Source organism: Butyrivibrio hungatei (assembly GCF_001858005.1).
GTDB classification, from domain to species: domain Bacteria; phylum Bacillota; class Clostridia; order Lachnospirales; family Lachnospiraceae; genus Butyrivibrio; species Butyrivibrio hungatei.
In genome coordinates this window covers 2,234,459-2,259,759 of record NZ_CP017831.1, presented here as the reverse complement: position 1 = coordinate 2,259,759, position 25,301 = coordinate 2,234,459, and the positions used below count along the sequence as shown (strand labels likewise).

Annotated in this window: 17 protein-coding genes; 11 read left to right on the top strand and 6 right to left on the bottom strand. The window is 40.3% G+C overall.

What is annotated here, in order from left to right; translation table 11 throughout:
- Positions 1-38: 38 nt before the first annotated feature.
- The 5 genes from bhn_RS10400 (at position 39) to bhn_RS10380 (ending at position 7,420) form a co-directional block, all read left to right on the top strand.
- On the top strand, positions 39-1,820 hold the full coding sequence (locus tag bhn_RS10400; RefSeq protein WP_071176641.1) for an ABC transporter ATP-binding protein: 1,782 nt from the start codon (positions 39-41) through the stop codon (positions 1,818-1,820).
- A gap of 16 nt (positions 1,821-1,836) precedes the next feature.
- Entirely contained in the window at positions 1,837-3,624 is a 1,788-nt protein-coding gene (locus tag bhn_RS10395) for an ABC transporter ATP-binding protein (RefSeq protein WP_071176640.1), read from the top strand.
- Positions 3,625-3,775: 151 nt separating this feature from the next.
- Positions 3,776-5,101 (top strand): sensor histidine kinase, encoded by a 1,326-nt coding sequence (locus tag bhn_RS10390; RefSeq protein ID WP_071176639.1) that lies wholly within the window; start codon positions 3,776-3,778, stop codon positions 5,099-5,101.
- A gap of 37 nt (positions 5,102-5,138) precedes the next feature.
- Positions 5,139-6,065 (top strand): SGNH/GDSL hydrolase family protein, encoded by a 927-nt coding sequence (locus bhn_RS10385; RefSeq protein WP_083385912.1) that lies wholly within the window; start codon positions 5,139-5,141, stop codon positions 6,063-6,065.
- A 110-nt stretch (positions 6,066-6,175) separates the two neighbouring features.
- On the top strand, positions 6,176-7,420 hold the full coding sequence (locus tag bhn_RS10380; RefSeq protein WP_071176637.1) for a 6-phosphofructokinase: 1,245 nt from the start codon (positions 6,176-6,178) through the stop codon (positions 7,418-7,420).
- On the opposite strand, the gene bhn_RS10375 is transcribed toward bhn_RS10380, so the two are convergent.
- The 3 genes from bhn_RS10375 to bhn_RS10365 all read right to left on the bottom strand — a co-directional run bounded on the left by bhn_RS10375 (position 7,415) and on the right by bhn_RS10365 (position 12,985).
- The gene (locus bhn_RS10375; RefSeq protein WP_071176636.1) at positions 7,415-9,187 is read right to left on the bottom strand and encodes a methyl-accepting chemotaxis protein; all 1,773 of its coding nucleotides are present in this window, start codon (positions 9,185-9,187) and stop codon (positions 7,415-7,417) included. The two genes, bhn_RS10380 and bhn_RS10375, sit on opposite strands and share 6 nt — an antisense overlap.
- 90 nt (positions 9,188-9,277) lie before the next feature.
- Positions 9,278-11,977, bottom strand: coding sequence for a translation factor GTPase family protein (locus bhn_RS10370; RefSeq protein WP_071176635.1), 2,700 nt, complete (start codon positions 11,975-11,977; stop codon positions 9,278-9,280).
- A 90-nt stretch (positions 11,978-12,067) separates the two neighbouring features.
- Complete coding sequence (locus bhn_RS10365; protein ID WP_071176634.1) at positions 12,068-12,985, bottom strand: ArsR/SmtB family transcription factor; 918 nt, start codon at positions 12,983-12,985, stop codon at positions 12,068-12,070.
- Between the two features lie 212 nt (positions 12,986-13,197).
- Between bhn_RS10365 and bhn_RS10360 the strand changes: the two genes are divergently transcribed.
- The 3 genes from bhn_RS10360 (at position 13,198) to bhn_RS10350 (ending at position 16,772) form a co-directional block, all read left to right on the top strand.
- The gene (locus tag bhn_RS10360) at positions 13,198-14,088 is read left to right on the top strand and encodes an HAD-IA family hydrolase (protein ID WP_083385910.1); all 891 of its coding nucleotides are present in this window, start codon (positions 13,198-13,200) and stop codon (positions 14,086-14,088) included.
- Between the two features lie 31 nt (positions 14,089-14,119).
- Entirely contained in the window at positions 14,120-15,715 is a 1,596-nt protein-coding gene (locus tag bhn_RS10355) for a glycoside hydrolase family 28 protein (RefSeq protein ID WP_071176633.1), read from the top strand.
- Positions 15,716-15,842: 127 nt separating this feature from the next.
- Positions 15,843-16,772 carry a DNA/RNA non-specific endonuclease gene (locus tag bhn_RS10350; RefSeq protein WP_071176632.1) on the top strand — a complete coding sequence of 310 codons (930 nt, stop codon included), beginning with the start codon at positions 15,843-15,845 and terminating at the stop codon, positions 16,770-16,772.
- A gap of 117 nt (positions 16,773-16,889) precedes the next feature.
- Here the strand turns inward: bhn_RS10350 and bhn_RS15600 are convergent, their stop codons facing one another.
- Both bhn_RS15600 and bhn_RS10340 read right to left on the bottom strand, forming a co-directional pair.
- The gene (locus bhn_RS15600) at positions 16,890-17,078 is read right to left on the bottom strand and encodes a potassium channel family protein (RefSeq protein WP_071176631.1); all 189 of its coding nucleotides are present in this window, start codon (positions 17,076-17,078) and stop codon (positions 16,890-16,892) included.
- A 682-nt stretch (positions 17,079-17,760) separates the two neighbouring features.
- The gene (locus bhn_RS10340) at positions 17,761-19,056 is read right to left on the bottom strand and encodes an adenylosuccinate synthase (protein WP_071176630.1); all 1,296 of its coding nucleotides are present in this window, start codon (positions 19,054-19,056) and stop codon (positions 17,761-17,763) included.
- Between the two features lie 241 nt (positions 19,057-19,297).
- On the opposite strand from bhn_RS10340, the gene bhn_RS10335 reads away from it, so the two are divergent.
- Positions 19,298-21,013, top strand: a complete 1,716-nt coding sequence (locus bhn_RS10335; protein ID WP_071176629.1) for a methyl-accepting chemotaxis protein — start codon at positions 19,298-19,300, stop codon at positions 21,011-21,013.
- A gap of 57 nt (positions 21,014-21,070) precedes the next feature.
- On the opposite strand, the gene bhn_RS10330 is transcribed toward bhn_RS10335, so the two are convergent.
- Entirely contained in the window at positions 21,071-21,964 is an 894-nt protein-coding gene (locus bhn_RS10330; RefSeq protein WP_071176628.1) for a LysR family transcriptional regulator, read from the bottom strand.
- 115 nt (positions 21,965-22,079) lie between these two features.
- Between bhn_RS10330 and bhn_RS10325 the strand changes: the two genes are divergently transcribed.
- Both bhn_RS10325 and bhn_RS10320 read left to right on the top strand, forming a co-directional pair.
- Positions 22,080-22,982: a hypothetical protein gene (locus bhn_RS10325; RefSeq protein ID WP_071176627.1), complete on the top strand. Its 903-nt coding sequence runs from the start codon at positions 22,080-22,082 to the stop codon at positions 22,980-22,982.
- Positions 22,983-23,080: 98 nt separating this feature from the next.
- Positions 23,081-25,273 (top strand): alpha-galactosidase, encoded by a 2,193-nt coding sequence (locus bhn_RS10320; protein WP_071176626.1) that lies wholly within the window; start codon positions 23,081-23,083, stop codon positions 25,271-25,273.
- Positions 25,274-25,301: the final 28 nt, after the last annotated feature.

Below are 25,301 nucleotides of genomic sequence, written 5' to 3'. Positions count from 1 at the left end.
CTAAAAACGACATCACGGCTATAGGGGTGAAAACTATTATGAAAAAGAATAATGAGAAGTGGAAGTATCCAAGGACCAGGATTCAGTGGCTTTGGGACAACATGAAGGGCTACAGAGCACTGTATGTTCTTGCTATGTTTGGCACGGTTGTTTATAACATCTTACAGCTTACTGTGCCTTTTTTTTCTGGGCAGATTGTTAACAGATTCCTTTCAGGAGATGGGGCAAAAGAAAATCTGGCTAACCACCCAGATGAATTTATTAGACTCCTTTGTTTGATGGTAGGTCTGACGATCCTTAGATGTATCATCGTCTATTTTGACTGCATGGGATATGAGTATGTATCACAGGCAGTTCTTTTCAAAGTTAGAAATTTCCTATATGACAAGATTCAGAGACAGGATATGAAGTTTTACAGCACTTATAGGACAGGTGACCTTATGACTAGAGTTACAGGTGACCTTGATGCTGTAAGACATATGGTTGCTTGGGTTATCAGAATGGTGATAGAGGCAATATCCTTGGTGTCTGCAACAGCAATCTATTTTATGATCATGGATTGGAAGCTTGCAGTGAGCCTTTTGATAGTTGCTCCACTTATCTTTTTTATCATCTATGTGTTTAAGCTCCTTGTAGCTCCTATGCACGCTCTTCTTCGTGAGAAGCTTGCATATATGAACACAGTAGCCCAGGAAAACATCGCTGGTAATAGAGTAGTCAAGGCATTTGCAAGAGAAAGCTATGAGATAGAAAAGTTCGATGAGTGTAACAAGGACTACAGAGATACTAATAAAAAGACAGCTTTTACCTGGCTTAAGTTCTATCCTTACGTTGAAACACTTGCTAACTGTCTGTCAGTTATCCTCATTCTTGTGGGAGGTCTTTTCCTCATAGAAGATAAGATCTCACTTGGAGAATATGTGGCATTCTCAGGTCTTATCTGGGCTATTGCAAACCCTATGAGACAGCTTGGTAACGTAATGAATGAATTCCAGAGATTCTCTGCAGCATCTGCCAAGGTTATGGAAATATATTACTCTGAGCCTGAGATCGTAGATGCCAAGGATGCAATAGACAAGCCCGACAGATTTGAAGGAAATATCGAGTTTAGGGATGTATCGTTCCAGTACGCAGACAGTGACCTTCCCGTTCTTGAGCATATCTCCTTTACTGCCAAGAAGGGGCAGACTATCGCTATCATGGGTGAGACTGGATGTGGTAAGACTTCACTTATCCACCTGATTCCTAGATTCTACGAGCCAACAAGCGGCGAAATTCTCATAGATGGAGTTAACGTTAATAAGCTAAAACTACATCAGCTCAGAAAGAATATAGGTCTTGCAACTCAGGACGTACTTCTTTATTCAGATACTATCGACGGCAACATTGCCTATGGTGACAGTGAGATCAGCAGGGAAGAGGTAGTGAGGTTTGCCAAGTATTCTGCAGCATCTGACTTTATTGCCAAGATGCCTGAGGGATATGAAACCATTGTCGGAGAAAGAGGTGTTGGCCTTTCCGGTGGACAGAAGCAGAGAATATCTCTTGCAAGAGCCCTTGCAGTCAGACCTTCGATCCTGATCCTTGATGATACAACATCAGCTGTGGATCTTGAAACGGAAAAAGAGATTCAGGACAGCCTAAGACACCTTGATTTCGAGTGTACTAAGATAATCATTGCGCAGCGTATCTCAACAACAAAGGATGCTGATCAGATCCTTATCATGCAGCACGGCGAGATCACAGAAAGTGGAACACATGAGGAACTGATCAAAAAAGGCGGCTACTACGCAGAACTTGTTAAGCTTCAGGTAGGTTGATAGAAAGGACACTAAAATGCCACGTAGGAATACATATAAAGAAGATGAAATACTAGAAGAGCCTTTTGACATAAAACATTTACTTAGGGCTTCTGGTTATATTAAGAAACATGCAGGAAAGATGGGAGCAGCTCTTTTCTTTTCTGCTCTTGGTGGTGCGGCAGCTCTTGTGAGCCCTATGATCGTTCAGAGAGCGCTTGATATCGCAGTTCCAAATCAGGATAAAGATATGCTGTTTAGGTTGGTAATTGCAGCGACAGTCTTTTACATTGTGAGCGTTATCATGACAACCATCCGTTCACATATCATGGTAAATGTCAGTCAGGATATAATTTATCAGATACGAGGAGATCTCTTTGAACATCTCCAGAAACTGCCATTTCAGTACTACGATGATAGACCTCACGGCAAGATTCTGGTAAGGGTAGTCAACTATGTTAACTCTGTATCAGATATGCTTAGTAACGGTCTTATAAATGTAATCCTTGAGATCATTAACCTTGTATTTATCATCGTGTTCATGTTTGCAGTAGATGTAAAGCTCAGTCTTGTGGTTTTGGCTGGAGTTCCGTTTCTTATGGTGTTCATGTTCTGGATCAAGAACAAGCAGAGAAAGGCCTGGCAGGCAGTTTCAAACAAGAACTCTAACCTTAATGCCTACCTTCAGGAGAACATTGTTGGAGCAAGAATTACTCAGATCTTTGCAAGAGAAGATGAAAATGCTGATATCTTCAAGACTCTTTCAAGTAATTGCAGAAAGACCTGGATGAAGGCTGTAAGCTACAGTACCATGGTATGGCCTGGTATCGACACTATATCAGTCCTTGTAAGAGCGGCAATCTTCATGTTTGCACTCCTTGTGTTCTCACGGGGGAATGAATCTCTTGGCGTTATAGTAGCTATATCAAGCTATGCTTCAAGATTCTGGCAGCCTATCATGAACCTTGGAAATATCTTTAACAACTTCATCAACAACATGGCCTATCTTGAGAGAATCTTTGAGACTATGGATGAGCCTGTAACTATTGATGATGCTCCAGATGCAAAGCCAATTGGTAAGCTTGTTGGAGAGGTAACCTTTGAGAACGTATCTTTTTCCTATGAGAAGGGAAAAGAGGTACTTCATGACGTATCCTTTAGTGTAAAGCCTGGTGAGAGCGTAGCTCTTGTTGGACCAACAGGAGCAGGAAAGAGTACCATTGTAAGTCTTATCTCAAGATTTTATGATGTGCAGAGTGGAAGAATCCTTATAGATGGTCAGGACATCTCCAAGGTTACACTTAATTCCCTTAGATCTCAGATGGGAATAATGCTGCAAGATAGCTTCATTTTTTCAGGAACTATTGGAGACAATATCAGATATGGTAAGCTTGATGCCACAGAGGCAGAGATCAGAAGAGCCAGCAAGGCTGTATGTGCCGATGATTTCATCAAGTTCATGCCAAAGAGATATAACACAGAGGTTAAGGAAAGAGGAGCACTTCTTTCTCAGGGACAAAAGCAGCTTATATCCTTTGCAAGAACTCTTTTATCAGATCCTGCGATTCTGGTCCTTGATGAAGCTACATCAAGTATCGATGTTCAGACTGAAAAAGCCCTCCAGAAAGGCCTTGATGCTATGCTTGAAGGCAGAACAAGCTTTATCATAGCTCACAGGCTTTCGACTATCACAAAGTGTGACAAGATCATGTACATTGATAAGGGCGGTATTACTGAATGTGGAAGTCATGAAGAACTCATGGCCAAGAAGGGAGATTATTATCACCTTTATACTGCTCAGATCGATGGTATGGAAGTAGGATAAGAATATAGTTTTAGCTCCAGCGAATAAACGCTGGAGCTTTTTTGCTTTAATGATATTCCGTTAAAAATGAGTTATAATAGAGAGAGTATATTTAAGTGGGGTAGGAATGTAACGCCAAGCAACTATAGGAGACTATATCGGAGGTGCTACAGTGTTGGAACTAAAGTACGTATACACTTGTTTAGAACTTTGGGGAAGTATCTTTGCTGTGATATCAGCAATATATCTTTTTATAGGCAGAACTGTGATCAAGGAGCAGTATAGAGCTCTTGCAGAGCTTGAACTTACTGTTGGTGTAATGTTGTTTTTTGATTCCGCTGCCTGGTTTTTTAGAGGTAATCCAGGATCGCTTGCCTATGCTATCTTAAATTTTTCCAATTACATGTCATTTGTATGTAATGCTATTTTGCCAGTCTTTTTGACGGCTTACGTTATATTGTCCATTCAGCCTGAAAAAAGAAGTATAAGAGTTATGTTCTACATGGGAGGCCTTGGCTCTGTAGCGGAACTTTACCTAGCAATAGCTCAGATGTATGGCTTTGTTTATACCATCAATCCAGAAACTAACCTATATCAGCGCGGACCTGGATTTATTATCTGGACGATAATTGTTCTAGTTGAATCAATAGGCGTTGGGGCTTATGTTTGGGTCAAAAGAAATCAGATCAATAAAAAGAGATGTAATGCAATAGTTATGTTCATAACGCTTCCAATCCTGGCATCGATCATACAGCTCTTTATCTATGGTTTTTCACTTTCAAATATTGCCATAATAATCGTATCTCTTATCATGTTTGGTCAGGCTCTTGAAGATAACACCAAGACAATGATGGAACAGAGGGGATACATTGAAAAACAAAACCAGGAACTTGAGGACATGAGAATGAGGATTGCTATTTCTCAGATCAAACCTCACTTTTTGTACAATACCTTAAGCGCTATCAGCATTCTTTGTGACAAAGACATAAATAAGGCAAAGGAGATATTAGAAAGTCTGGCTGATTACCTTAAAGAAAATATCAGCTCCATTGAAACAGAAGATCCAATTCCTTTTACTGAGGAATTGCAGCATACAAGAGATTACCTTGTCATTGAAGAGGCTAGGTTCCCTGACAGATTTAAGGTTGAGTATGATATTAAGGCTACAGACTTTGATATTCCAGCGCTCACCATACAGCCAATTGTAGAAAATGCAGTTAATCATGGTGTATGTGCCAAAGGAACGGATGAACCTGGAAATATCAGGATCAGTACTGAAGAGGGTTATGGATACATCAGGATCAAGATCTATGATGATGGTGTTGGTTTTGATGTTAATGAGTATGAAAAAGAAATTGTGAGCGATAATAAACGAATTGGAATCAGAAATGTCAGGAACAGACTTAAGATTGTCGAGAATGCGGAGATGAGAATATCGTCTACGCCCGGGGTAGGTACTACAGTTGAGATCATTATTCCTAAGAAAACAAATCGCTAGTTTGACAAGTTTTTACTGTTATTGTAAAATCTCATTCATGCGTAAGATTAAAAGAAAAAATTTTATCGCTTTATTGGCCTTTGCAGGAATGTTTGCTGCAGTTGTTTGCGCAGGAGTAACAGCAGATCAGAAGGTAATTGCTTCAGAGAATATCTCAGAAGTAACTGAAACTGTATCTAATGAACAGGTACTCGTAGATAACAATTTAGACCTTGAGGTTGCTAACGCAGGAAAGGAAGTAGAAACAGCACCTTATTCAATTACAGATTACGAGACACCCGTTACTATGTATGCCAGCGATACAGTAAATGTTAGAGCAGGCGCAGGTACAGAATACGACAAGATCGGCAAGATTAGCTGGGGAAGCGCAGTACAGGTCATTGGAGCAACAGACAACGGATGGTATGAAATTTCTTATAATGAAAACCTTGGATTTGTTATGGGAGACTACTTAACAGAGGGAGTGCCAAGTGTTCCTTATCTTTTTGTAGGAGATTCCAGAACAGTTCAGCTCAAGATGGCTGTAGGTTCTACAGACAAGGCTTATGTAGCCAAGGTTGGAGAGGGATATAACTGGTTCAAGAATACAGCTCTTTCTGAGATTTCAGAGACAGCTGGAAGTGGAACAGTGATGGTCATTAATTTTGGTGTTAATGATCTAGGCAATGCTTCCAAGTATATCAAGCTTGTTAATAGCAATATTGATGCCTGGACAGAAGCCGGAATTACAGTTTACTATGCTGCAGTTACACCTGTTGGTGCTTCAGCAAGAGTAACAAATGATCAGATTGAAAGTTTTAACACTAGACTCAAGAATGAGCTTGATCCTAGAATTCAGTGGATCGACGGATACACATTCTTGCAGCAAAACGGATTTAATGCGTCAGATGGACTTCACTATGATAAGACTACTTACAAGAATCTTTATTCATATTATATGTCTGTCATGACAACTGAAGCTTAATATTTGGTAATATAGCCCATGTACAGAATCATCTGACATGGGCTATTATTATGCATGGAGTATTTGTATGTTTTTGGGCGGGCTACAAATACAACTTTTGGAGGAATCTAATGAATAATGTCATTATTGGTCAGTCGGGAGGACCAACAGCGGCAATTAATGCTTCAGTAGCAGGAGCTTATGTCAAAGCTAAAGAGCTTGGTGCAAACAAGGTCTTTGGTATGATTCATGGTATTGAGGGACTTTTACAAGGAGAGTTTATTGATCTGGATAAGTATTTAAGTGATCCCACCAATGTGGAACTGCTTAAGAGAACTCCAGCTTCAGTTCTTGGTACCTGCAGATACAAGCTTCCAGAAGCTTCAGTAGATAATTCAGTATACAAACAGATCTTTGAGATATTAGACAAATATAATATCGATTCTTTTTTCTATATTGGTGGCAACGATTCAATGGACACCATTATGAAACTTTCAGATTATTCTTCCAGTCATGGATATGACAAGCAATTTATAGGCATTCCCAAAACAATTGATAACGACCTTCCTATCACGGACCATTGTCCTGGATTTGGCTCATCTGCTAAGTATATAGCAACCAGTGTAAAAGAGCTTATAAGAGACAATCAGGCTTCTGATCCAAGAAATCCAGCAATAGTGATCGTTGAGATAATGGGTAGAAATGCAGGCTGGCTTGCTGCAGCAGCTTCTCTTTGTACTTCAGATGACTGCTCAGGACCTGATGCCATTTATTTGCCCGAAATCCCGTTTGACATGGACGATTTTATGAATTATGCAAAAGAACTTTCTAAGGGCCATAAACCGGCTTTAATCGTTATTTCAGAGGGAATTAAGCTTGCAGATGGAAGATATGTATGTGAGCTAAATGGAAATGTAGAGACAGATACATTTGGACATAAGCAGATGAGTGCTGCATCAAGAGTTTTAGCAGATAAGCTTACAAATGAGCTGGGACTTCGTACCAGAACAGTTGAACTTAGTACTTTGCAGAGATCGGCAGCCCATACTTCTTCACTTACTGATGTGAAAGAGGCATACCAGTGCGGCGTTCAGGCTGTAATAGCTGCAAATGAAAAGAAGACCGGAAAGATGGTCATCATGAAAAGAATGATGGAAAATACTGCAGATTATCCATATATCTGCGTTTATGATACGTATGATATCCACGCTATTGCTAATTTTGAAAAGAAAGTTCCGGTTGAGTGGATAACAGACAATAAAAGAGGCCTTACACAGAGCTTTGAGCACTATGCAAGACCCCTTATATGTGGTGAAGTGATGCCTATCATGTCTGGAGGACTACCAAGGCATCTCATAATACCTGAGGCATTATAAAGCGTTTTCCTCCTGAGGGAGTTCAACTTTAAAGTATTTAACGTTAGCAGTAAGCTCTTCTGCAATCTTCTGAAGGTCTACGGCCTGCTGAACAACAGATTCCATGTTGCTGTCAAGCTGCATGAGAGAAGCGCTTGTCTGCTGCGTTGATGCTGCATTTTCTTCTGAAATACTTGAAAGAGATTCAACAGAATTAAGGATATTGTCCTTATCAGTGTTCATAGTCTCTACAAGTTCTACAATCTGCTTATTTCCAGTTTCTGTCTCTTTTAAAAGAGCAAGCATCTGATCGAAGGATTCGCTCATCTCTTCAAGAGCAAATGTCTGGTTGGAGATAGCAGTCTTGATATTCTCAGTAAGTTCCTTGTTAGTATTTGAATAATCTGTGATAGTTGAAAGCATGTTAGTGATCTCACCAGCAAGTGAGTTTGTGTTACCTGCCAGGTTCTTGATGTTATCAGCAACTACTGCAAAACCTCTTCCTGCTTCGCCAGCTCTCGCAGCCTCGATAGAAGCATTGAGGGCAAGGAGGTTGGTCTGGTTTGCAATTGAGATGATAGACTCGGCAGCAGATGAGATCTGAGCTACTACGTTTGCTGTCTCATTTACTGAATCAGCAACCTGAGTTGCCATTTCGTCATTGGTCTGATCCTGGAGTTTTATCTGTTCAAGCTGCTCTTTAACTTTTTCTGATTCAGTGTAGACCATAGAACCACGCTGAAGGTTGGCATTTGCGGAATCACGAACGTTATCAACAGCTGTTCCCATGTTGACAGTAACGCTTGATGTGCTCTGAACGTCTTCAGCCATTGATGTTGCGCCAGTAGCAAGGTCGTTGACAACAGAAGTGATATCAGCTGTTGTAGTCTGTGAATTAGAGATGCTGTTCTTGGCAAGCTCAGCCTTTGAATTAACTGAATCCGCATGATTTATTACTTTAACAAGGGCATTTCTAAGGTCGTGTCTCATGGATTCAAGTTTTATGCATATTTCGTTAAAGTCCGTTACCATGCTTCCCGCTTTGATCTTGGTTACAAAGTCACCTGTTGCGATCCTGTCTACGGATTCATTGATGGCCTTTAGACTCTTTACGATGTTGAAGATCATAATGATAGTAATTACAAGGAGTAATACTGATACTAATGCAAATATGACCATTCCTATAGCAATGCTGGTTGAAACAGACTTTTGATTGGCTGTCTTTTCCTGAATAGCCCAAGCTTCCACAATCTGACCCATTTCATCGAGACAGTTTCTTGCTTCTTCAAAGTCAAGAGAAAAAGCCTTTGAATTGCCTGAGTTTGTAGAAAAGTCGTAATCTGATTGCCATTTTGCAAATATTGTTTGGAAATCTGAATAAAGAGAAGAGAAAGTGTTACCTGATTCTGACTTCATCTCGTTGTAGAGATAGTTGTTCTTGGATGCAAGTTCAGCTGCAGCCGTTACACCATCTAGAGTCTGCTGAGAGTTTGTTGTGTAAGTTTCAAGATACTCTTTGAGAAGTGACTCGTCAGCATAAGGTTTATAGGCAATATACTCTGTACCCCCAAGCATAGCCTGATAAAAGTCTCTGTCGGCTTTCACAAGTTCATTACTGATCTTGTACAACATGTTGAAGTAGAGCTCCTCATCATTTTTTTCTAGAGCCTTTAAATGATAGCTACTGTAGAACATGCCACCAATTAAGGCGAGGATGAGTGGAATAGTCACTACCAGAAGAATGACTGACATACGAGCGTTGAATTTAGAGCCTGACTTTCTGTTCATTATTTAGTTATCTCCTCCGTGTAAAAAAATTATGTAACTATATGATACTCTGTAATGAACAGAAAGTGTATATGAAAATTTATAAAATTTTCACAATTTTGTATTGTGATTTCGAATTTTGTCCGAGATCATTTCGCTGGTTCTTTTGATCTCATCCCAGAAATCTCTGGCAGAAAGTCTGAATGCACCGCTACTGAGCACTATTACCTGCTCTATGGCATCTGAAGTGGCAACGTTGACTTTATACTTTTTTCCTATTTCATGGGCGGCTTTTTCTATGTACTGGTCTGCAGTTTCAGCCTCTTTTGTATAGATAACGATAAGTCCTGAGTGATCTTCCATGTGTTCTGTGCCGCCGGGAACCTTGTAGGCATCAAAAACCAGGATTACCTGTTCCCTTCTAAATCCCTGGAAGTTGATCAGGGTGTCGATGAGAGAGTCTCTTGCTGCTTTTAAATCTCTCTGGGCAAGGGACTTTAGATCATCTGATGCGTAGATCACATTGTAGCCGTCAACTAAGAGATATTCTTTATGAACTGAGTCATCTACTGAGCCAGTATTTTGGTGCTTTTCCTTTTTAGCTTCTTCTAAAGCGTAATCTCTATTATCTATCTCTGGCTTGTCTGCCTCATTGGAAGAGGTGTAGGTGGTGTTTTTTTCAACGTATCTTGGCTTTATCTCACCATAGGTCTTTTCAAATATGTTCTTCAGCTCTTTTTCTGTGGCCTGAAGGTCTCTTTCTATTTCGTCAAAAGACCTGTTTTCTGGAGCTTTGCTCTTTTGTCTGGCCTGGATCTTTTTTAGAGCTTCCATATCTATGTTATCAGTCAGGTCAGTCTTGTAGGTGTCAGCAGTTTCCGGGCTCCAGCCTGTATCAACATGCATGTGGCTTCTGACTTCATTCCAAGGAATGATAGTTCCGACTCCATGGGAGCAGAAGACGGATGAGGATGGATTGCCGGTGTCAAGGTCAGGATCATAGCCTGTTTCTGCCAGTACTTCTTCTGTGTTGTGGCATGGCTGGTAGCCTTTTAGAGTAGTGGTGATATGGCCTTCTCCATGGGTAAAAGATGAGAGTTCCTGCGCATAGGAACCAAGGCTTGCCGCAGGAATCGTGCCAGTAAGGACATTTTTATCTCCGACAATATCCGGAAGACCGACAGTTCCGTGCATTCTCTGTATGTCGGTAAGAGCTCTTCCGACAGATTCTTTTGGCAGCTCAATTTTATATTCATATACTGGTTCAAGGAGAATAGAATCAGCTTCCATAAGACCTTGCCTTACGGCTCTATAAGTTGCTTGTCTGAAATCGCCGCCTTCAGTATGCTTTTCGTGGGAACGTCCGCCGATGAGTGTTATCTTAACGTCTGTAAGTTCTGAACCTGTGAGGACTCCCAGATGCTTCTTTTCCTGAAGGTGAGTTAGTATGAGCCTCTGCCAGTTAAGTGACAGGTCATCAGTACTTACGTCGCAGGCAAAAGACATTCCGCTTCCAGGTTCTGAAGGCTCAAGAAGGATATGTACTTCTGCGTAGTGTCTTAGAGGCTCAAAATGTCCAACACCTTCTACAGGGCCTGCGATGGTCTCTTTGTAGACAATATGACCTGGACCAAAGTCTACGTCCAGATCAAAGCGAGTCTTTATAAGGTGCTTAAGAATCTCTTTTTGCACTTCGCCCATTATCTTAACTTCAATGATTCCGCTTCCTTCCTTGAGGGATACCTGAAGCATAGGCTCTTCCTCTTCAAGAGCTTTGAGTTTTCTGTAAACAACTACGGGGTCAGCATCCTCAGGCAGTATCAAAGTAGAAGATAGGATTGGTTGCAAGATCTCAGCTGTGGTGTCATTTTTGAGTTCGCCAAGTCCGTCTCCAGCCTTGGAATCAGATAGCCCTGCTATAGCGCAAACAGTTCCAGCAACGGCTTCCTGAACCATCTCGAATTTCTCACCAGAATAAAGCCTTATCTGATCAATCTTTTCATCATCAATAAGGTCTCTGACTCTTAATTTTCCTGATGTTATCTTGATGTGGGTCAATCTGTTTCCATTTACGTCCCTGCTTATCTTAAATACTCTTGCAGCAAAAGGAGCATTCTCATCATATTTATTATCAGGAGCGAAATCCTTGATGAAAGAGAGCAGTTCTTTTACCCCGTCCATCTTAAGGGCAGAGCCAAAGAGAACAGGATAGCACTTACAATCTGCTATGAGGGACTTTACATCACCTTCAGTTACCTTCTGACCATCAAGAAAAGCTGTAAGAAGTCTGTCGTCGCATACAGCAAGCTCTTCTTGGAGCTCATCAGAATCAAAGCCATCTTCAAAAGCAATACAGTGAGAGCTGAGGTTTTCTCTGATGTCTTTTAACAAAAGAGCCTTGTCAGCTCCGTCCTGATCCATCTTATTAACAAATATGAAGGTTGGAACATGATAGTGAGATAGAAGCTTCCACAAGATCTTGGCCTGGGCGGTTACTTTGTCAGATGCGCTGATAAGTAGAATTGCAGCGTCAAGGACCTGAAGAGTTCGCTCCATCTCTGGAGAGAAGTCGGAATGCCCGGGAGTATCAAGTAGTGTAAAGTGAGTATCCTCGTATTCAAAAAGAGCCTGCTTGGAAAAGATAGTAATTCCGCGGGTTCTTTCAAGTTCATATGTATCTAAAAATGTATCTCTGTGATCAACTCGTCCCAGCTTTCTGAGGGCTCCGGAAAGATATAACAGACCCTCGGAAAGAGTTGTCTTACCTGCATCTACATGTGCAAGGATACCGATAGTTAGTCGCTTTTGCATTGTGATTATCCTTTGTGCTTTTACTTTAACTCATTATACACAAAATCCCCTGCGAATGCTCGCAAGGGATGGATTGTTTTGATATTTGTTTTAGTCAAGCTGACTGTATTTCATTTTGACGTTGATGTCCTGATTGTAATTACCAAAGCCTTTACCAAAGATCGTAAGGCCTCCGACGTGATCTGCAGTTTCAGGAACTTCGAGCTTTAACTTTATTGGGCTCTTGGAAGTGAGATTGAATCTGTCGATAGTCACGTCTGAAATCTTGATCCCATCGATAAAAGAGCCATCGTGGTTAACTACAAGAGTCTTAAGCAGTCCGTACTGATTCCAGTTGTGGAACCACCAGTCAGGAGTAAAGAAGCCTTTGACGTCTCCGAAATCTCCAGGTGAAGTCCATGTTCCAAGAAGAATATCATTTAAGTAAAAATATATATCAGATGGCCAAATGTTGTTGATTCCAGGTGCTTCTGAACTTAGCTCAGCTGTAATGCTGATCTCATCGATCTTTTGATTAAATGGAACAAAATTAGGAACAGCGTATTCTACATATCCTTTTGTGAACCAGAGAATATCAGCTTCGTAGCGGTCAGGATGAGCAAAGTATCTGGTATCATCGAGCTCTCCTATAAGTTTTTTGGTAGAAGCAAGTCCGCATGTAGGGAATACTGAATAATCTGAAAATAGTCCTACTTTGATATCTGTGGTATAAACGTTGTCTTCCTTTGGTTTGTTCTGAATATCAATGAGGATCTTATCCAGATTTACGGAGCAGACTTTTTGATTACCGTGACCAGCTGATTCCGAAGAAACCTTAACTATTCCGCTTTCTTCAAGCTTTTTGATATGACTTGTCAGAGCGCCGTTGGTGATATTGAGGCGACTAGCAAGCTCATTCATATTCATGCCACTCTCATTTAGAAGAATCTTGATGATTTCTACTCTAATGTCTGATCCAAGTGCCTTGAAAACTTCCAAACCTTCGTCTAATGATTTAATGTGTAGCATAGTTTTTCCTTTCTAGGTTACTGATTAGCTTTTATATTTACGCAATATAGATTATTTCATATTCGGCTTAATACCGCAAGCGGAATTGATTTAATTGTATAGCAAATTTTAAATATTTTACAAAATTCCGCTCATGAATTGGAATTGCATAAAGATAGCCTTTATTGTATGATTTACGAGTTAACAAAGAATCATTAAAAAAGGATGAGATTATGAATCAGAATAAGACACCATTATATAAGAGAATTCTTGCTATCCTTGGGATAGTTATACTTGTAGGAATGTACGTAGCTCTTTTAGTGCTGGCACTTATAGGCTCACCTGCTACCAAAGATCTTTTCTTTGGCTGCGTGGCCGCAACTGTAGCAGTACCAATTTTGTTATGGCTCCTTATCTGGGCTATTGGTACTATCACAGGTAGACATACAGTTGCATCTCTTGACGCCATGAGCAGCAACAGGCAGCACGACAAATTTGGAAATGTTATTCCTGAAGGAGAGATTGATACAGTCGTATTTGACATAGGAAATGTTCTTACAGATTTTGCATGGAAGGATTTCCTTAGAAAAAAAGGTCACGACGATGCCATGATAGGCAGGATTGCCAAAGCAACAGTAGAGAGCGATGACTGGGTTGAGTACGACAAAGGCAACTTAACAAATGATGAGATCATTGCTAGATTCGTAGAAAATGATCCTGAGTTAAAAGACATACTTGAAGATGCTTTTAAGAATATAGATGGAATCATAACAAAAAGAGATAGGACTATTCCTTGGATAAAGGCACTTAAGACAGCAGGCTACAAAGTACTTTACCTTTCAAATTTTTCCAGACAGGCCCTTGAGGGATGCCCAGAAGCTATGGCATTTCTTGAAGAGACAGACGGTGGTATCTTAAGCTTTAGAGATCATGTAGTTAAGCCAGGTCCTGAAATCTATCATCTTCTTGAAGAACGTTATGGCTTAACTCCATCAAAGACAGTATTCATCGACGACACAGCAGTAAACATCGAGGCTGCCATTAACCTTGGCTGGAAGGGCATAGTTTACAAGGACTATGACCAGGTAAAAGAAGAACTTGAGGGACTTGGGGTTAGGTATTGATATCTGATATAACTTGATGAGGTGGATATCTATGGTTGATGTAGCTACATTACTGGATAATGGAATAATATATGATGGTGATTACTATAAGGGAATACCATACGGACAATATATAAGGCAGCAGGGATTACCTGATAAACGCACTTCCAAGGTATTTGATATTAGAGATTACGGTGCTGTTGCAGATGGTATGACCGTATGTACAGAGGCTGTGAATAAGGCAGCAGAGGCTGCTAGAGAAGCTGGTGGTGGAGTTGTACTTGTTGATGGCGGATGGTACATTAGCGGAACTGTGCGTATTTATGACAACACTACGCTGTGGATTACTGGTGATAGCGCTTTAGTAGCATCTAAAAACCACGACAACTTTGTAGACGCTTTTGTTATCCTTGATAATGCTAAGAATGTAAGAGTAACTGGTGGTGGAAGGATATATGGAAACGGAGAATACTTCGTTTATCTTCCTCTTAAGAAGCCTCTTTTAACTCCTCTAGAAAAGATAAAGCAGCCACCATTTCTTTATGATCCAATGGGATATCCAATTGATACTATGAGATATGCCATCAGGAGCCGCATTAGATATGCTGAGGATAAGTATGGAAACGATCAGCCAAAGATTAAAAGGCCTATGTATATGCTTTGGGCCAATGGTTGCAAGAATGTTGTTATAGAAAATATCATCCTTGAAGCATCTATGGACTGGAATCTTTGCATTGATGGTTGTGACAACGTCAAGGTTTCAAATATCGTCATCAATGGAAACAGACATGTTGCCAACACTGATGGTATCGATGTTATGGGAAGTGAGGATGTTGACGTAACTCACTGTTTTATTTCGACAGCTGATGATGGGCTTGTAGTTAAGTCACCGCGCGGTCATGAACATGATGGCCTTAACGTTGCTTGCGAAGGCAAGCTTCGCGGTACCAGGAGAGTGTACTTTTCTGACTGCACGGTACTTACCGTTGCCAACGCATTCAAGATTGGAACAGAGACCTTCTATGATATAGAAGATATAACTTGTGAGAATTGTCATTTCTTCTTGGATATCTATCCAGGTTCTTGTTCTGGAATTGCTATTGAGTCCGCCGATGGAAGTAATGTTAGAAACGTAACTGTCCGCAATATTACAATGGATAATGTTGCGTGCCCGCTATTTATCTGTCTTTGTAAAAGAAACAAGTTTGGATATGAAGATGGATGCGAAGAAGATAAGTTTTATGGCGGATCAATTGATGGCGTCGTGATTGAAAATATCAAGGCTGTTAACGCCGAGGTGCCATCGATTATCACCGGGTACAGGATGACTAAAGAAGAGAAGTTAGATCTTTTGGCAAAAGAGTCATTGCCTAAGGATGTGGCTGAGAAGATTGAGGCATCCGATGTTTTTGGAAAAAATCTTGGCAACATCAAGATAAATGGATTTGATGTTACTTATAGAGATGACAAGGAAGAGATAAATCTTTTACCTGAAGTTCATGAGAATGTAACGGACTATCCAGAGAACAGTGCCATGGGTGATGTACCTGCCTATGGAATCTATATCAGACACGCAGATTGCGAGTATTCAAATGTTCATGTGGTACCAAGGAGCATGAATACAAGAGAGTGTATAGTGGAAGAGTGAGTAAATACCTGCTTCAATGATGGAGCAGGTATTTTTATGTTTTTTTAATATGGATTTTGTTTAAAGATTTGTCGTTTGGGGTTATCATTCATATTGTAACGATGACAATACTAGAAAGGCAGGAGATATGAAGAAAACAAGGATTGCATTTATATTGTTTATGATCATTTCTACTATAATTCTAGTATGTACGTACAGAGTGGATAGTAGAGCTGAAAGCGGGATTCCTGAGTACAGTGGAGCACCGTCAGTAGCTATAAATGATAATAAACCGCAGTTTTCTAGCGATGAGATTACGACTAGTTCTTTTGAAAGTTATGGAGCTCTGGACAAGCTTGGAAGATGCACTACTGCGACAGCTTGTATAGGAAAAGACCTGATGCCAACTGAGGAACGTGACTCTATTGGAATGGTCAAGCCTACAGGATGGAAACAAAATAAGTATCCAGGACTTGTGGATTCAGATCCACCGTATTTGTACAACAGATGTCACATGATAGGCTATCAGCTTACCGGCGAGAATGCTAATGAAAAGAATCTTATCACCGGTACCAGATATATGAATGTGGAAGGAATGCTTCCATATGAAAATAAGGTGGCAGAGTACATTAAGAGTACTGGTAATCATGTAATGTACCGTGTGACGCCTGTCTTTGAAGGAAATAATCTTCTTTGCTCTGGAGTGCAGATAGAGGCATATTCAGTAGAAGACAAGGGAAAAGGTATTTCTTTTAATGTATATTGCTATAATGTGCAGCCTGGTGTAGTCATTGACAGTAAAGATGGAAGTAACAAGCTGGATGAGAACTATACAAAATCAGTTTCGGCGGATGATTTTCAAGTAACAGCACCAGACAATGGTACGCAGGTTGATCGATCAATGCCTGCTGAGGCTGAAACTACAGCATATATCGCAAACAAGAATACCAAGAAATTTCATTATCCATCCTGTAGTAGTGTTAAGGATATGAAAGAAAAGAACAAGTTATATTACGAAGGATCAAGGGAAGATTTGATAGAGCAAGGGTATGTGCCTTGCAAGAAGTGTAATCCATAAACTGCTAATTAACTACGATAACTGCCATATAATATCAGTAAACCCTGCGCAGGCGCACCGCAAAGCGGCTCCGGGGTTGACTAATATTATATGGCAGTTATTTTGTAGTTAAGCAGTTTAAGGATTAGTATTATTGGCTTTATTATTCTTTTCTTCTGTCAGTGCTTCTAAATATCTGGCGGTAATGATTCCTGCTGGAAGTGCTACAACAGCAATACCAAATATTGAAGATATCATTGTAATCACTCGGCCAGCGGTAGTTACTGGATAAATATCTCCGTAACCGACAGTAGTAAGTGACTGCATCAAAGAATGAATTAAATGAATCACCTTCAACGCTAAAGATGACTAATGCTGAAACTAAGATATATCCAATTGCAAGATTTTTATTCCCCCTCAATATAGTATAAGAGAGTTTGCTAGCAAAATGAAGGCAATATGAAGCTTTTTTGAAACAATCTTTACCCATTTGGTCTGTTTTTTGCCTTGATTTATGATGCGCATGTAAATGAGAGGGGAATGCAAGGAAGTCTTTACCCATTTTTCGGCTGATGTAGGTAAAGAATTGTTGAAAAAATAGCAATATTGCCTTCAAAACGGTGACAAGGAGAAAAGCAGTGCCTATGCGGGGGATGGGCATCGGGGAAATAGAAGTTAAGCGGATGGCTGAGCATGTCAAAGGTAGCAAATTACAAGAAAGACATGCCAAATATTAAGAGAACGTAAGAATACGGCATGTAAAAACTTACAGAAATATAAAAAAGACATGCCGGAAATATAGGAAAAGCTGAGAAATGGCATGCCTTTTGCTCGAAAATAGAAGAAATGCATGCCGGGGCAGGAGCATGCTGGGGCAGGAGCATGCCGGGGCAGGAAGAAAACAAGAAAAAAGGCATGCCTTAAAGCTTAATCAAGCTAAAAGGCATGCCGAATGACTAATTTCACGTTGTTGCTGACTGAATATCAGCTAGCAACTGAATAGTAAGTATTACTTACTAAACTTGCTCTTTCTGTAGATTATATCTGTTCTTGCAGGACCGTTACTTACCATTGTGATAGGGTAACCAATCTGATCCTCAATGAATTCAATATAGTTGCGGCACTTCTCTGGGAGATCTTCGTAGTTCTTGATACCACGGATGTCGCACTTCCAGCCTGGAAGAGTCTTGAATACAGGCTTAGCCTTCTCAAGAAGGTGAGTTACAGGGAACTCTGTAGTAACTTCGCCATCGATGTCGTATCCTACGCAAACTGGAATCTCATCAAGGTAACCAAGTACGTCAAGTACTGTGAATGCAACATCAGTTGTGCCCTGAAGTCTGCAACCATACTTACTTGCTACGCAGTCATACCAGCCTACACGTCTAGGTCTTCCTGTTGTAGCGCCGTACTCACCGCCGTCACCACCGCGTCTTCTAAGTTCCTCAGCTTCATCTCCAAAGAGCTCTGATACGAATGCACCAGCACCTACTGCTGATGAGTAAGCCTTAGATACAGTTACGATCTGCTTGATCTCATAAGGAGGAATACCAGCGCCGATTGCACCATAAGCTGCAAGAGGAGATGATGAAGTAACCATAGGGTAGATACCATGATCTGGATCCTTCATTGTTCCAAGCTGACCCTCGAGGAGGATAGTCTTGCCTTCCTTAATAGCATTATCAAGATAAAGAGATACGTTTCCAACGTATGGCTTTACCTGCTCACGCCAATCTACGATCTGGTTGAACAGAGCTTCCTGATCGATAGGATCTGCGTGATAAAGATTAACAAGGATAACGTCCTTGATCTCAGCGATTCTTGCAATCTTTTCTTTGATAACTTCATCGTCCTGGAAGAACTCATTGATCTGCCAACCAATCTTAGCAAACTTATCTGAATAGAAAGGAGCAATTCCTGACTTTGTTGAACCAAATGACTTACCAGCAAGTCTGGCTTCTTCAAGAGTATCGAAGAGAACATGATAAGGCATCATAACCTGAACTCTGTCTGAGATCATGATCTGAGGCATTGGAACACCCTTAGATGTAACCTCATTGAGCTCCTTCATAAATTTAGTAATATCAAATGCAACTCCATTACCAATGATGTTCATGATGTTCTGATGGAAGACACCAGATGGCATTGTGTGAAGTGCAAATTTACCATAATCATTTACAATTGTGTGACCAGCATTGGCGCCTCCCTGAAAACGGATAACTACGTCAGCCTGATCAGCAAGAGTATCGGTAATCTTTCCTTTTCCTTCGTCGCCCCAATTGGCGCCGACTACTGCTTTAACCATATTTTTGTTCCTCTCTTTAATAAAACATTTAGCAATCTCTATTGCATGATTATATTACTCTCAAAAACAATATAAGTAAAATCGATATTTATTATATGAGCTATAAGTTTTACTTATTTACCGAAAAGTTATATAAATTTGCGCATTTCTGTGTATTTTTTTATATAAAAGCAATAAAATTAAATATATAACTTGTCGAAAATACATGCATGATAGGCGTATGGTGAATTAGGAGGTCTATATGGCAAACATAGTTGAGAAAAACAACGAATTTGATAAGGGAGGTTTCAAGAGCTTACCTGTATCTGAAAAATTCAAGAAGGTATTTGGAAAGTTCAGATTGAATCTGATACTTATCTTTATTGTCATTATCCTGATCGATATAGTAGCTCTTTTCAATCTGAGAAATATCTATGCTATTTATTATGAGCAGAACTCTCAGCAAGGAGAGATAAGAATCACAATTCAGGCTCTTGCAAAGTATTATCTCTGGGCTATGTCTGCAACTGAAGATGCTGACAGACAGGAACAGATTGATGGTGCTGCTGAAAAGATACAGGAAATGAATGATGGTCTTGATGAACTAAGTAAAGTTTATAACGGAGACTTGAGTACAGCTCGTCAGCACTTGAAAGATATAGATTCGGCGGATGATACGCTGATACAAATGATGAACAGCGGGGCATCCCATGAAGAGATATATACCTACTATGTAGGAACGGTGAATGAAGCCATTAAGGTAGTAGTAAAAGACTTCAAAGTTATAGGCCTTGAAGCAAAAGCTCAGGCTAAGAAAGCTTATGTGATGGCTCTTGGAAGTGTTATCTTCATGACGATCATTTCTCTTGTAGTTGTAATCTACGCTATCCTTTATTCTAATAAGGCAAGAGCAGCGCTTACAAAGAGTATCCTTGGACCTATCGAAGCAATATCAGCAGCTGCGGATGATATGTCCAAAGGTAAACTTGAGATTGAGATTGAAACAGATTCTGAAGATGAGCTTGGAAAGCTTGCAAAGGATATCAAGGGATCAACAAGCGCTATTGCTGATATCGTAAAAGATATTGATGAGACCTTGAAGCGTATGTCAGGTGGTGACTTCTCATCAGGATCAAGAAATTCAGCACTTTATATTGGTGATTATGAAGCAATCAGAAAAGCACTTTCAGATATTTCAGATAACTTAAGTAGCACTCTTCTTGAAGTTAAGAATTCTTCTTCACAGGTATCACAGGGTGCAGCTAATATGTCACAGGGATCAACTGATCTTGCTGAAGGTACAACAGATCAGGCTGCAGCAGTAGAAGAACTTACAGCTTCAGTTAACTCAGTAACAGAGCAGACCAAGCAGCTTGCTGAAGTAGCTGAGAAGAGCAGAGGCATGGCTAATGAAGTAAGAGATAATGCAGAAGTAAGTGCCAGAAAGATGCATCTTGTTACAGACGCCATGACAAGGATTACTGAGGCATCAGCAGAGATCGAACAGGTTACAAATACTATTGAAGAGATTGCCAGCCAGACTTCACTCCTTGCACTTAATGCTTCTATCGAGGCAGCAAGAGCAGGTGAAACAGGAAAAGGATTTGCAGTTGTTGCTGATCAGATCGGTAAGCTTGCAGATCAGTCAAGTGAAGCGGCTCAGAATACACATCAGCTCATTGCAGATACTATGGAAGAGATCAAGAATGGTAACTCAGTTGTAGCTGAGACCACAGAAGCTCTCGACGCAATGCAGCATAGCGTAGAAGAGATCACAGATATGATCATTAAGACAGGAGATCTTGCAGAAGAACAGGCTCACAGCATGGATGAGATCGATAAGGGTATCGAGATGATATCCAACGTTGTACAGAACAACTCAGCAACTGCTGAAGAATCAAGTGCTGTATCTCAGGAACTTTCAGAACAGTCAGCAAGTCTCAACAGCCTCATAAGCCAGTTTACAATTAACGAATAAGTTAGTTGATAAGCCCCTTTAAGCCCCCTGCGTAGGCAAAGACCCTGCGTGAGGGGCTTAAAAATTGCCCTTATTTATAAGCTCAAGCAGATTTGCAGCAGCAATTGGAAGTGGTCTAGACTCATCAGTTACTACGCACATCTGACGCTTAGGGATCATCTTGTTGAATCTAAGTTCAAATAATATACCACTGTCGAGATACTCTTTTGCAAAGTCCTTAACCACGCAGCCAACTCCCAGATTACGCAGGGCAAACTGAACGATCATGTCGCTGGTTGCAAGCTCAAACTCAGGATGGATCTCCACATTTTCTTTTGCTAAAAAAGCTTCCATATAATCTCTGGTACTGGTCCTACCTTCAAGGGTTATCATAGGGACCTTCTTTAGATCAGCAAAATCAAGCATTCTGTTCTTGTATTGAATAAACTTTCTACCTGCCACAAAGGTATCTTCAATCTCTGAAACCGGTGTGGTCTTAAATCCCTGGAGGTTTTCAAAAGGAGTAGAAACTACGCCAAAATCGATCCTATCATCTGATAGGTACTGCAAGGTTTCTGGAGTAGGACCGTTAGTAACGGTAACCTTAATGCCAGGATATAGCTCATGGAATTTCTCAAGATATGGTAAAAGAAAGAATCTAAGAGTCATGTCACTGGCTCCGATCCTGACTTCTCCGGCATCAAGGTGAAGGAGTTGCCCAAGGCGCTGCTCCCCAAGGTCTATCTGCTCATAGCCTCTTTTGACATATCTATAAAGGAGGTTTCCTTCACTTGTAAGCTTCATACCTCTTGCTGTTCTCTGAAAGAGAGTGCAGTCAAGGCCCTTTTCTAGCTGGTGTATGGACTGGCTCACGGCAGGCTGAGATATATTCAGCTCTTTGGCTGCGTCAGTGATGCTTCCCCACTTTCCAACATAGTAAAAGACTTTGTAATATTCCATATTACTTATCATGAAATTCACCTCCATAAGTTCTGCTTATATTATAACATGAATTTGTAACATAACCTTGAATTCATTTGTCTATAAAGGTAAAGTATCTAAGTTGGAAAAATTCAGGGAGATGATCATGAATAAAATTGTTTTTACGTTCAATAATGAAATCGCTGAAGAGATAAACAGTAAGGCCAAAGGCAAGAACAATCTCGACGCTTCAATGTACGCAAGAAACGGTGCAACGAGCGAAATTACTATAGATAATGACCAGATCAGAGAAGTGATAAAAGGCGAGGAAGGCGTATTCAAGGATGTTTCAAATAACATCACTGAGATAGGTAAGATCCAGAAGACAGACGAGTTTATTTTTCTTCAGGCTGGAGATTATGTTTATAGTGTTAAAAGAAATTCTTTTACCGAAGGATCAGAAGAAGAGCTATTTAGGCTTATAAAGAATGGAAATAAAGGCGCGGCCAAGAACAAAGCTAAAGAAAAGAAGCAGGACACTGTTGTAAAGTTCGACAGAAAGGCACAGCAAAAATACTGGCAGAAGATAAACAAGGATAATGCAGTAAAGAGAAAGGTGCCACTTGCTCAGAGGTTCAGGATTCCTCTTATGGTAGCTATGATGGGAATGCTCCTTACATCAATAGAGATCCTTGATCCCTTCAATCACATGGGAGATATGGCAGGTAATGTCATTACTTTTAGAATGCTTTTAAATATTCCTTTAAGCGGAGTTTTAGGATTTTTCGTGGGCTTTTTGTATGTGTTCTTTATTATGTGGTTTGAGAACCAAAAGGAATCAGTAAGAGTTACTTCCATAGTTCTTTTTCCACTTACTATAGCTGTATTTACTTTTGTAAGTTTTTTAGGAACTATCCCTTATATCATATATCTTTTGGTCAAAAAAGATGAAGGCTACGGAGCTTATAAAGTGGTAAACGTGGCAGTAAAAATCATGTATGTGCTAGTTGGAGTATTATTTTTGATAAGTATTATCGCTCTCATAGCCTTTCGTATTTTCTTTTTCTAAATGATGTAAATAATAAATATTTCCCCTTGCTTTTTAGCTAATAAAAGTTAAAATTAAGTTAATTATATTTGACTAGACTAAAAAGCAGGGGTTTTCTTATGGATATCAGGTATATTGAGCAGAGCAAGATCTTTGTCATTGAGACAGAGAACACCAGCTACTGCATAGGTGCACTCTACGACGAGGGGTTCCTTACTCATCTCTATTACGGAGACAAGTTGGAAATTGCAGATGCATCATATCTTTTGAAATTAGTTGATCAGTATGGCACACCTTCAAGTGTCATGCGTGATAGAAGTTCTTTTCTCGATAGATTCCCATTTGAATATTCTACAAATAATGTTGGAGATTACAGGAAAAGTAGCATAGAGATAACTGACGTAAATGGACACAGCAGTGTATCCTTTAGCTATGAATCTCACAATATTTATAAGGGTAAAAAGAAATTAGAAGGCCTTCCAGCTACATTTGGATCGGAAGCTGATTCCATGACATTGGACATCACAGCAATAGACAAGGCTACAGGCTTAAAGGCAGTTCTTTCATACAGCGTATTTGAAGGAATTGATGCCATTACAAGGTCTATTAGGTTTGTAAATACTTCTAATGCGCCGATCATGCTAGATAAAGCTATGTCTATGACCATGGATATGGACAATGAAGGCTATGAGCTTCTTACACTTCACGGATCATGGGCTAGAGAAAGAGCTATGGATTTTAGAGAGATTGGTTATGGCGATACCTCTATTGAGTCCTTTAGAGGTGAGTCTTCACACCAGCTCCAGCCATTTATGGCTCTTGTACAAAATGGTGATTCAGAGGATACAGGTAAGGTCTACGGTTTTTCTTTTATCTACTCAGGTAATTTTGAAGCTGGGGTGTGCAGATCACAGTTTGACAGCTTGAGACTCTACATGGGCATCTGTCAAAAGAACTTTAGATGGAAGCTTGGGGCAGGAGAAGAGTTCCAGGCACCAGAAGTAGTGACGGTATATTCATCTGAAGGGCTTGGAAGGATGAGAAGAACCTTCCATGACCTATATAGAAATCACCTTATTAGAAGCAAGTACAAGGATAAAGAAAGACCAATCCTTATCAACAACTGGGAAGCTACTTACTTTGATTTTGATAATGAGAAACTCCTTGCAATAGCAAGAGAGGCAAAGAAAAGCGGCATAGAGATGCTAGTCATGGACGATGGCTGGTTTGGAGAAAGAAATGACGACAACTCAAGCCTTGGAGACTGGTATGTCAACGAGAAAAAGCTTAAGGGCGGACTTAAGAAACTGGTAGATGACGTAAATGCCATAGGCCTTAAGTTTGGTATCTGGATGGAGCCAGAGATGATATCTCCTGTATCCAAGCTCTATGATGAGCATCCGGACTGGGCAATCAAGACAGCAGACAGAGAGCCTTGCAGGAGCAGAAATCAGTATGTTCTTGATATTACAAGAAAAGAAGTATCTGACTATGTTTATAGCAGGATAAAGGATATATTGAGTTCAGCAAATATAGAATATCTCAAGTGGGATATGAATAGGCAATTATGCGACCTTGGATCTTTGGGACTTTCAGCGGATAGTCAGGGAGAGCTTTCCCACAGATATGTTCTTGCAGTATATGATCTCATGGAGAGATTAGTTAAGGATTTCCCAGATCTTTTGCTGGAGAACTGTTCTGGGGGCGGAGCCAGATTTGATGCGGGTATGCTCTACTATAGCCCACAGATCTGGTGCTCAGATGACACAGATGCAATTGAAAGATTAAAGATCCAGGAAGGCACAAGCCTTATCTTTCCACTTAGTACTATGGGGGCACATGTTTCTGACTGTCCAAATCATACAGTTGGAAGAACAACGCCATTTAAGACAAGAGGGAATGTGGCTCTTGCAGGAACCTTTGGATATGAACTTGATATCACCAAGATTCCTCAGGAAGACAGGGATGATATCCCAAGGCAGGTTGCAGAATATCACAAGTATAATGAGCTTGTGAGAACTGGAGATTACTACCGCTATGCGTCATATCAGAGAAACCACGAATTTGACGCCTATGGAGTTATCAGTAAGGACAAGAAAAAAGCTCTTATAACCTATGTTCAGGTTATGGCGAAACCGAACACGACTAATAGAATCCTTAAGGTTAAGGGGCTTGATGATAAAAAAATATATAGGATAGAAGGAACTGATGTGGAAGCTTTGGGGGCTACCATCAGGAAGGTTGGACTTGTAATGCCATCACTTAACGGAGATTTTAGGTCTGAACTGATCTATCTTGTAGCAAAAGATTGATCTAGATAATAATTGTTAGAGGAGATAT

Bases quoted from the DNA above. Each gene is read 5' to 3' on its own strand.
- bhn_RS10400 (WP_071176641.1), top strand. From the start codon at position 39: ATGAAAAAGAATAATGAGAAGTGGAAGTATCCAAGGACCAGGATTCAG.
- bhn_RS10395 (WP_071176640.1), top strand. From the start codon at position 1,837: ATGCCACGTAGGAATACATATAAAGAAGATGAAATACTAGAAGAGCCT.
- bhn_RS10385 (WP_083385912.1), top strand. From the start codon at position 5,139: ATGCGTAAGATTAAAAGAAAAAATTTTATCGCTTTATTGGCCTTTGCA.
- bhn_RS10380 (WP_071176637.1), top strand. From the start codon at position 6,176: ATGAATAATGTCATTATTGGTCAGTCGGGAGGACCAACAGCGGCAATT.
- bhn_RS10375 (WP_071176636.1), bottom strand. From the start codon at position 9,187: ATGAACAGAAAGTCAGGCTCTAAATTCAACGCTCGTATGTCAGTCATT.
- bhn_RS10370 (WP_071176635.1), bottom strand. From the start codon at position 11,977: ATGCAAAAGCGACTAACTATCGGTATCCTTGCACATGTAGATGCAGGT.
- bhn_RS10365 (WP_071176634.1), bottom strand. From the start codon at position 12,985: ATGCTACACATTAAATCATTAGACGAAGGTTTGGAAGTTTTCAAGGCA.
- bhn_RS10360 (WP_083385910.1), top strand. From the start codon at position 13,198: ATGAATCAGAATAAGACACCATTATATAAGAGAATTCTTGCTATCCTT.
- bhn_RS10355 (WP_071176633.1), top strand. From the start codon at position 14,120: ATGGTTGATGTAGCTACATTACTGGATAATGGAATAATATATGATGGT.
- bhn_RS10350 (WP_071176632.1), top strand. From the start codon at position 15,843: ATGAAGAAAACAAGGATTGCATTTATATTGTTTATGATCATTTCTACT.
- bhn_RS15600 (WP_071176631.1), bottom strand. From the start codon at position 17,078: ATGCAGTCACTTACTACTGTCGGTTACGGAGATATTTATCCAGTAACT.
- bhn_RS10340 (WP_071176630.1), bottom strand. From the start codon at position 19,056: ATGGTTAAAGCAGTAGTCGGCGCCAATTGGGGCGACGAAGGAAAAGGA.
- bhn_RS10335 (WP_071176629.1), top strand. From the start codon at position 19,298: ATGGCAAACATAGTTGAGAAAAACAACGAATTTGATAAGGGAGGTTTC.
- bhn_RS10330 (WP_071176628.1), bottom strand. From the start codon at position 21,964: ATGATAAGTAATATGGAATATTACAAAGTCTTTTACTATGTTGGAAAG.
- bhn_RS10325 (WP_071176627.1), top strand. From the start codon at position 22,080: ATGAATAAAATTGTTTTTACGTTCAATAATGAAATCGCTGAAGAGATA.
- bhn_RS10320 (WP_071176626.1), top strand. From the start codon at position 23,081: ATGGATATCAGGTATATTGAGCAGAGCAAGATCTTTGTCATTGAGACA.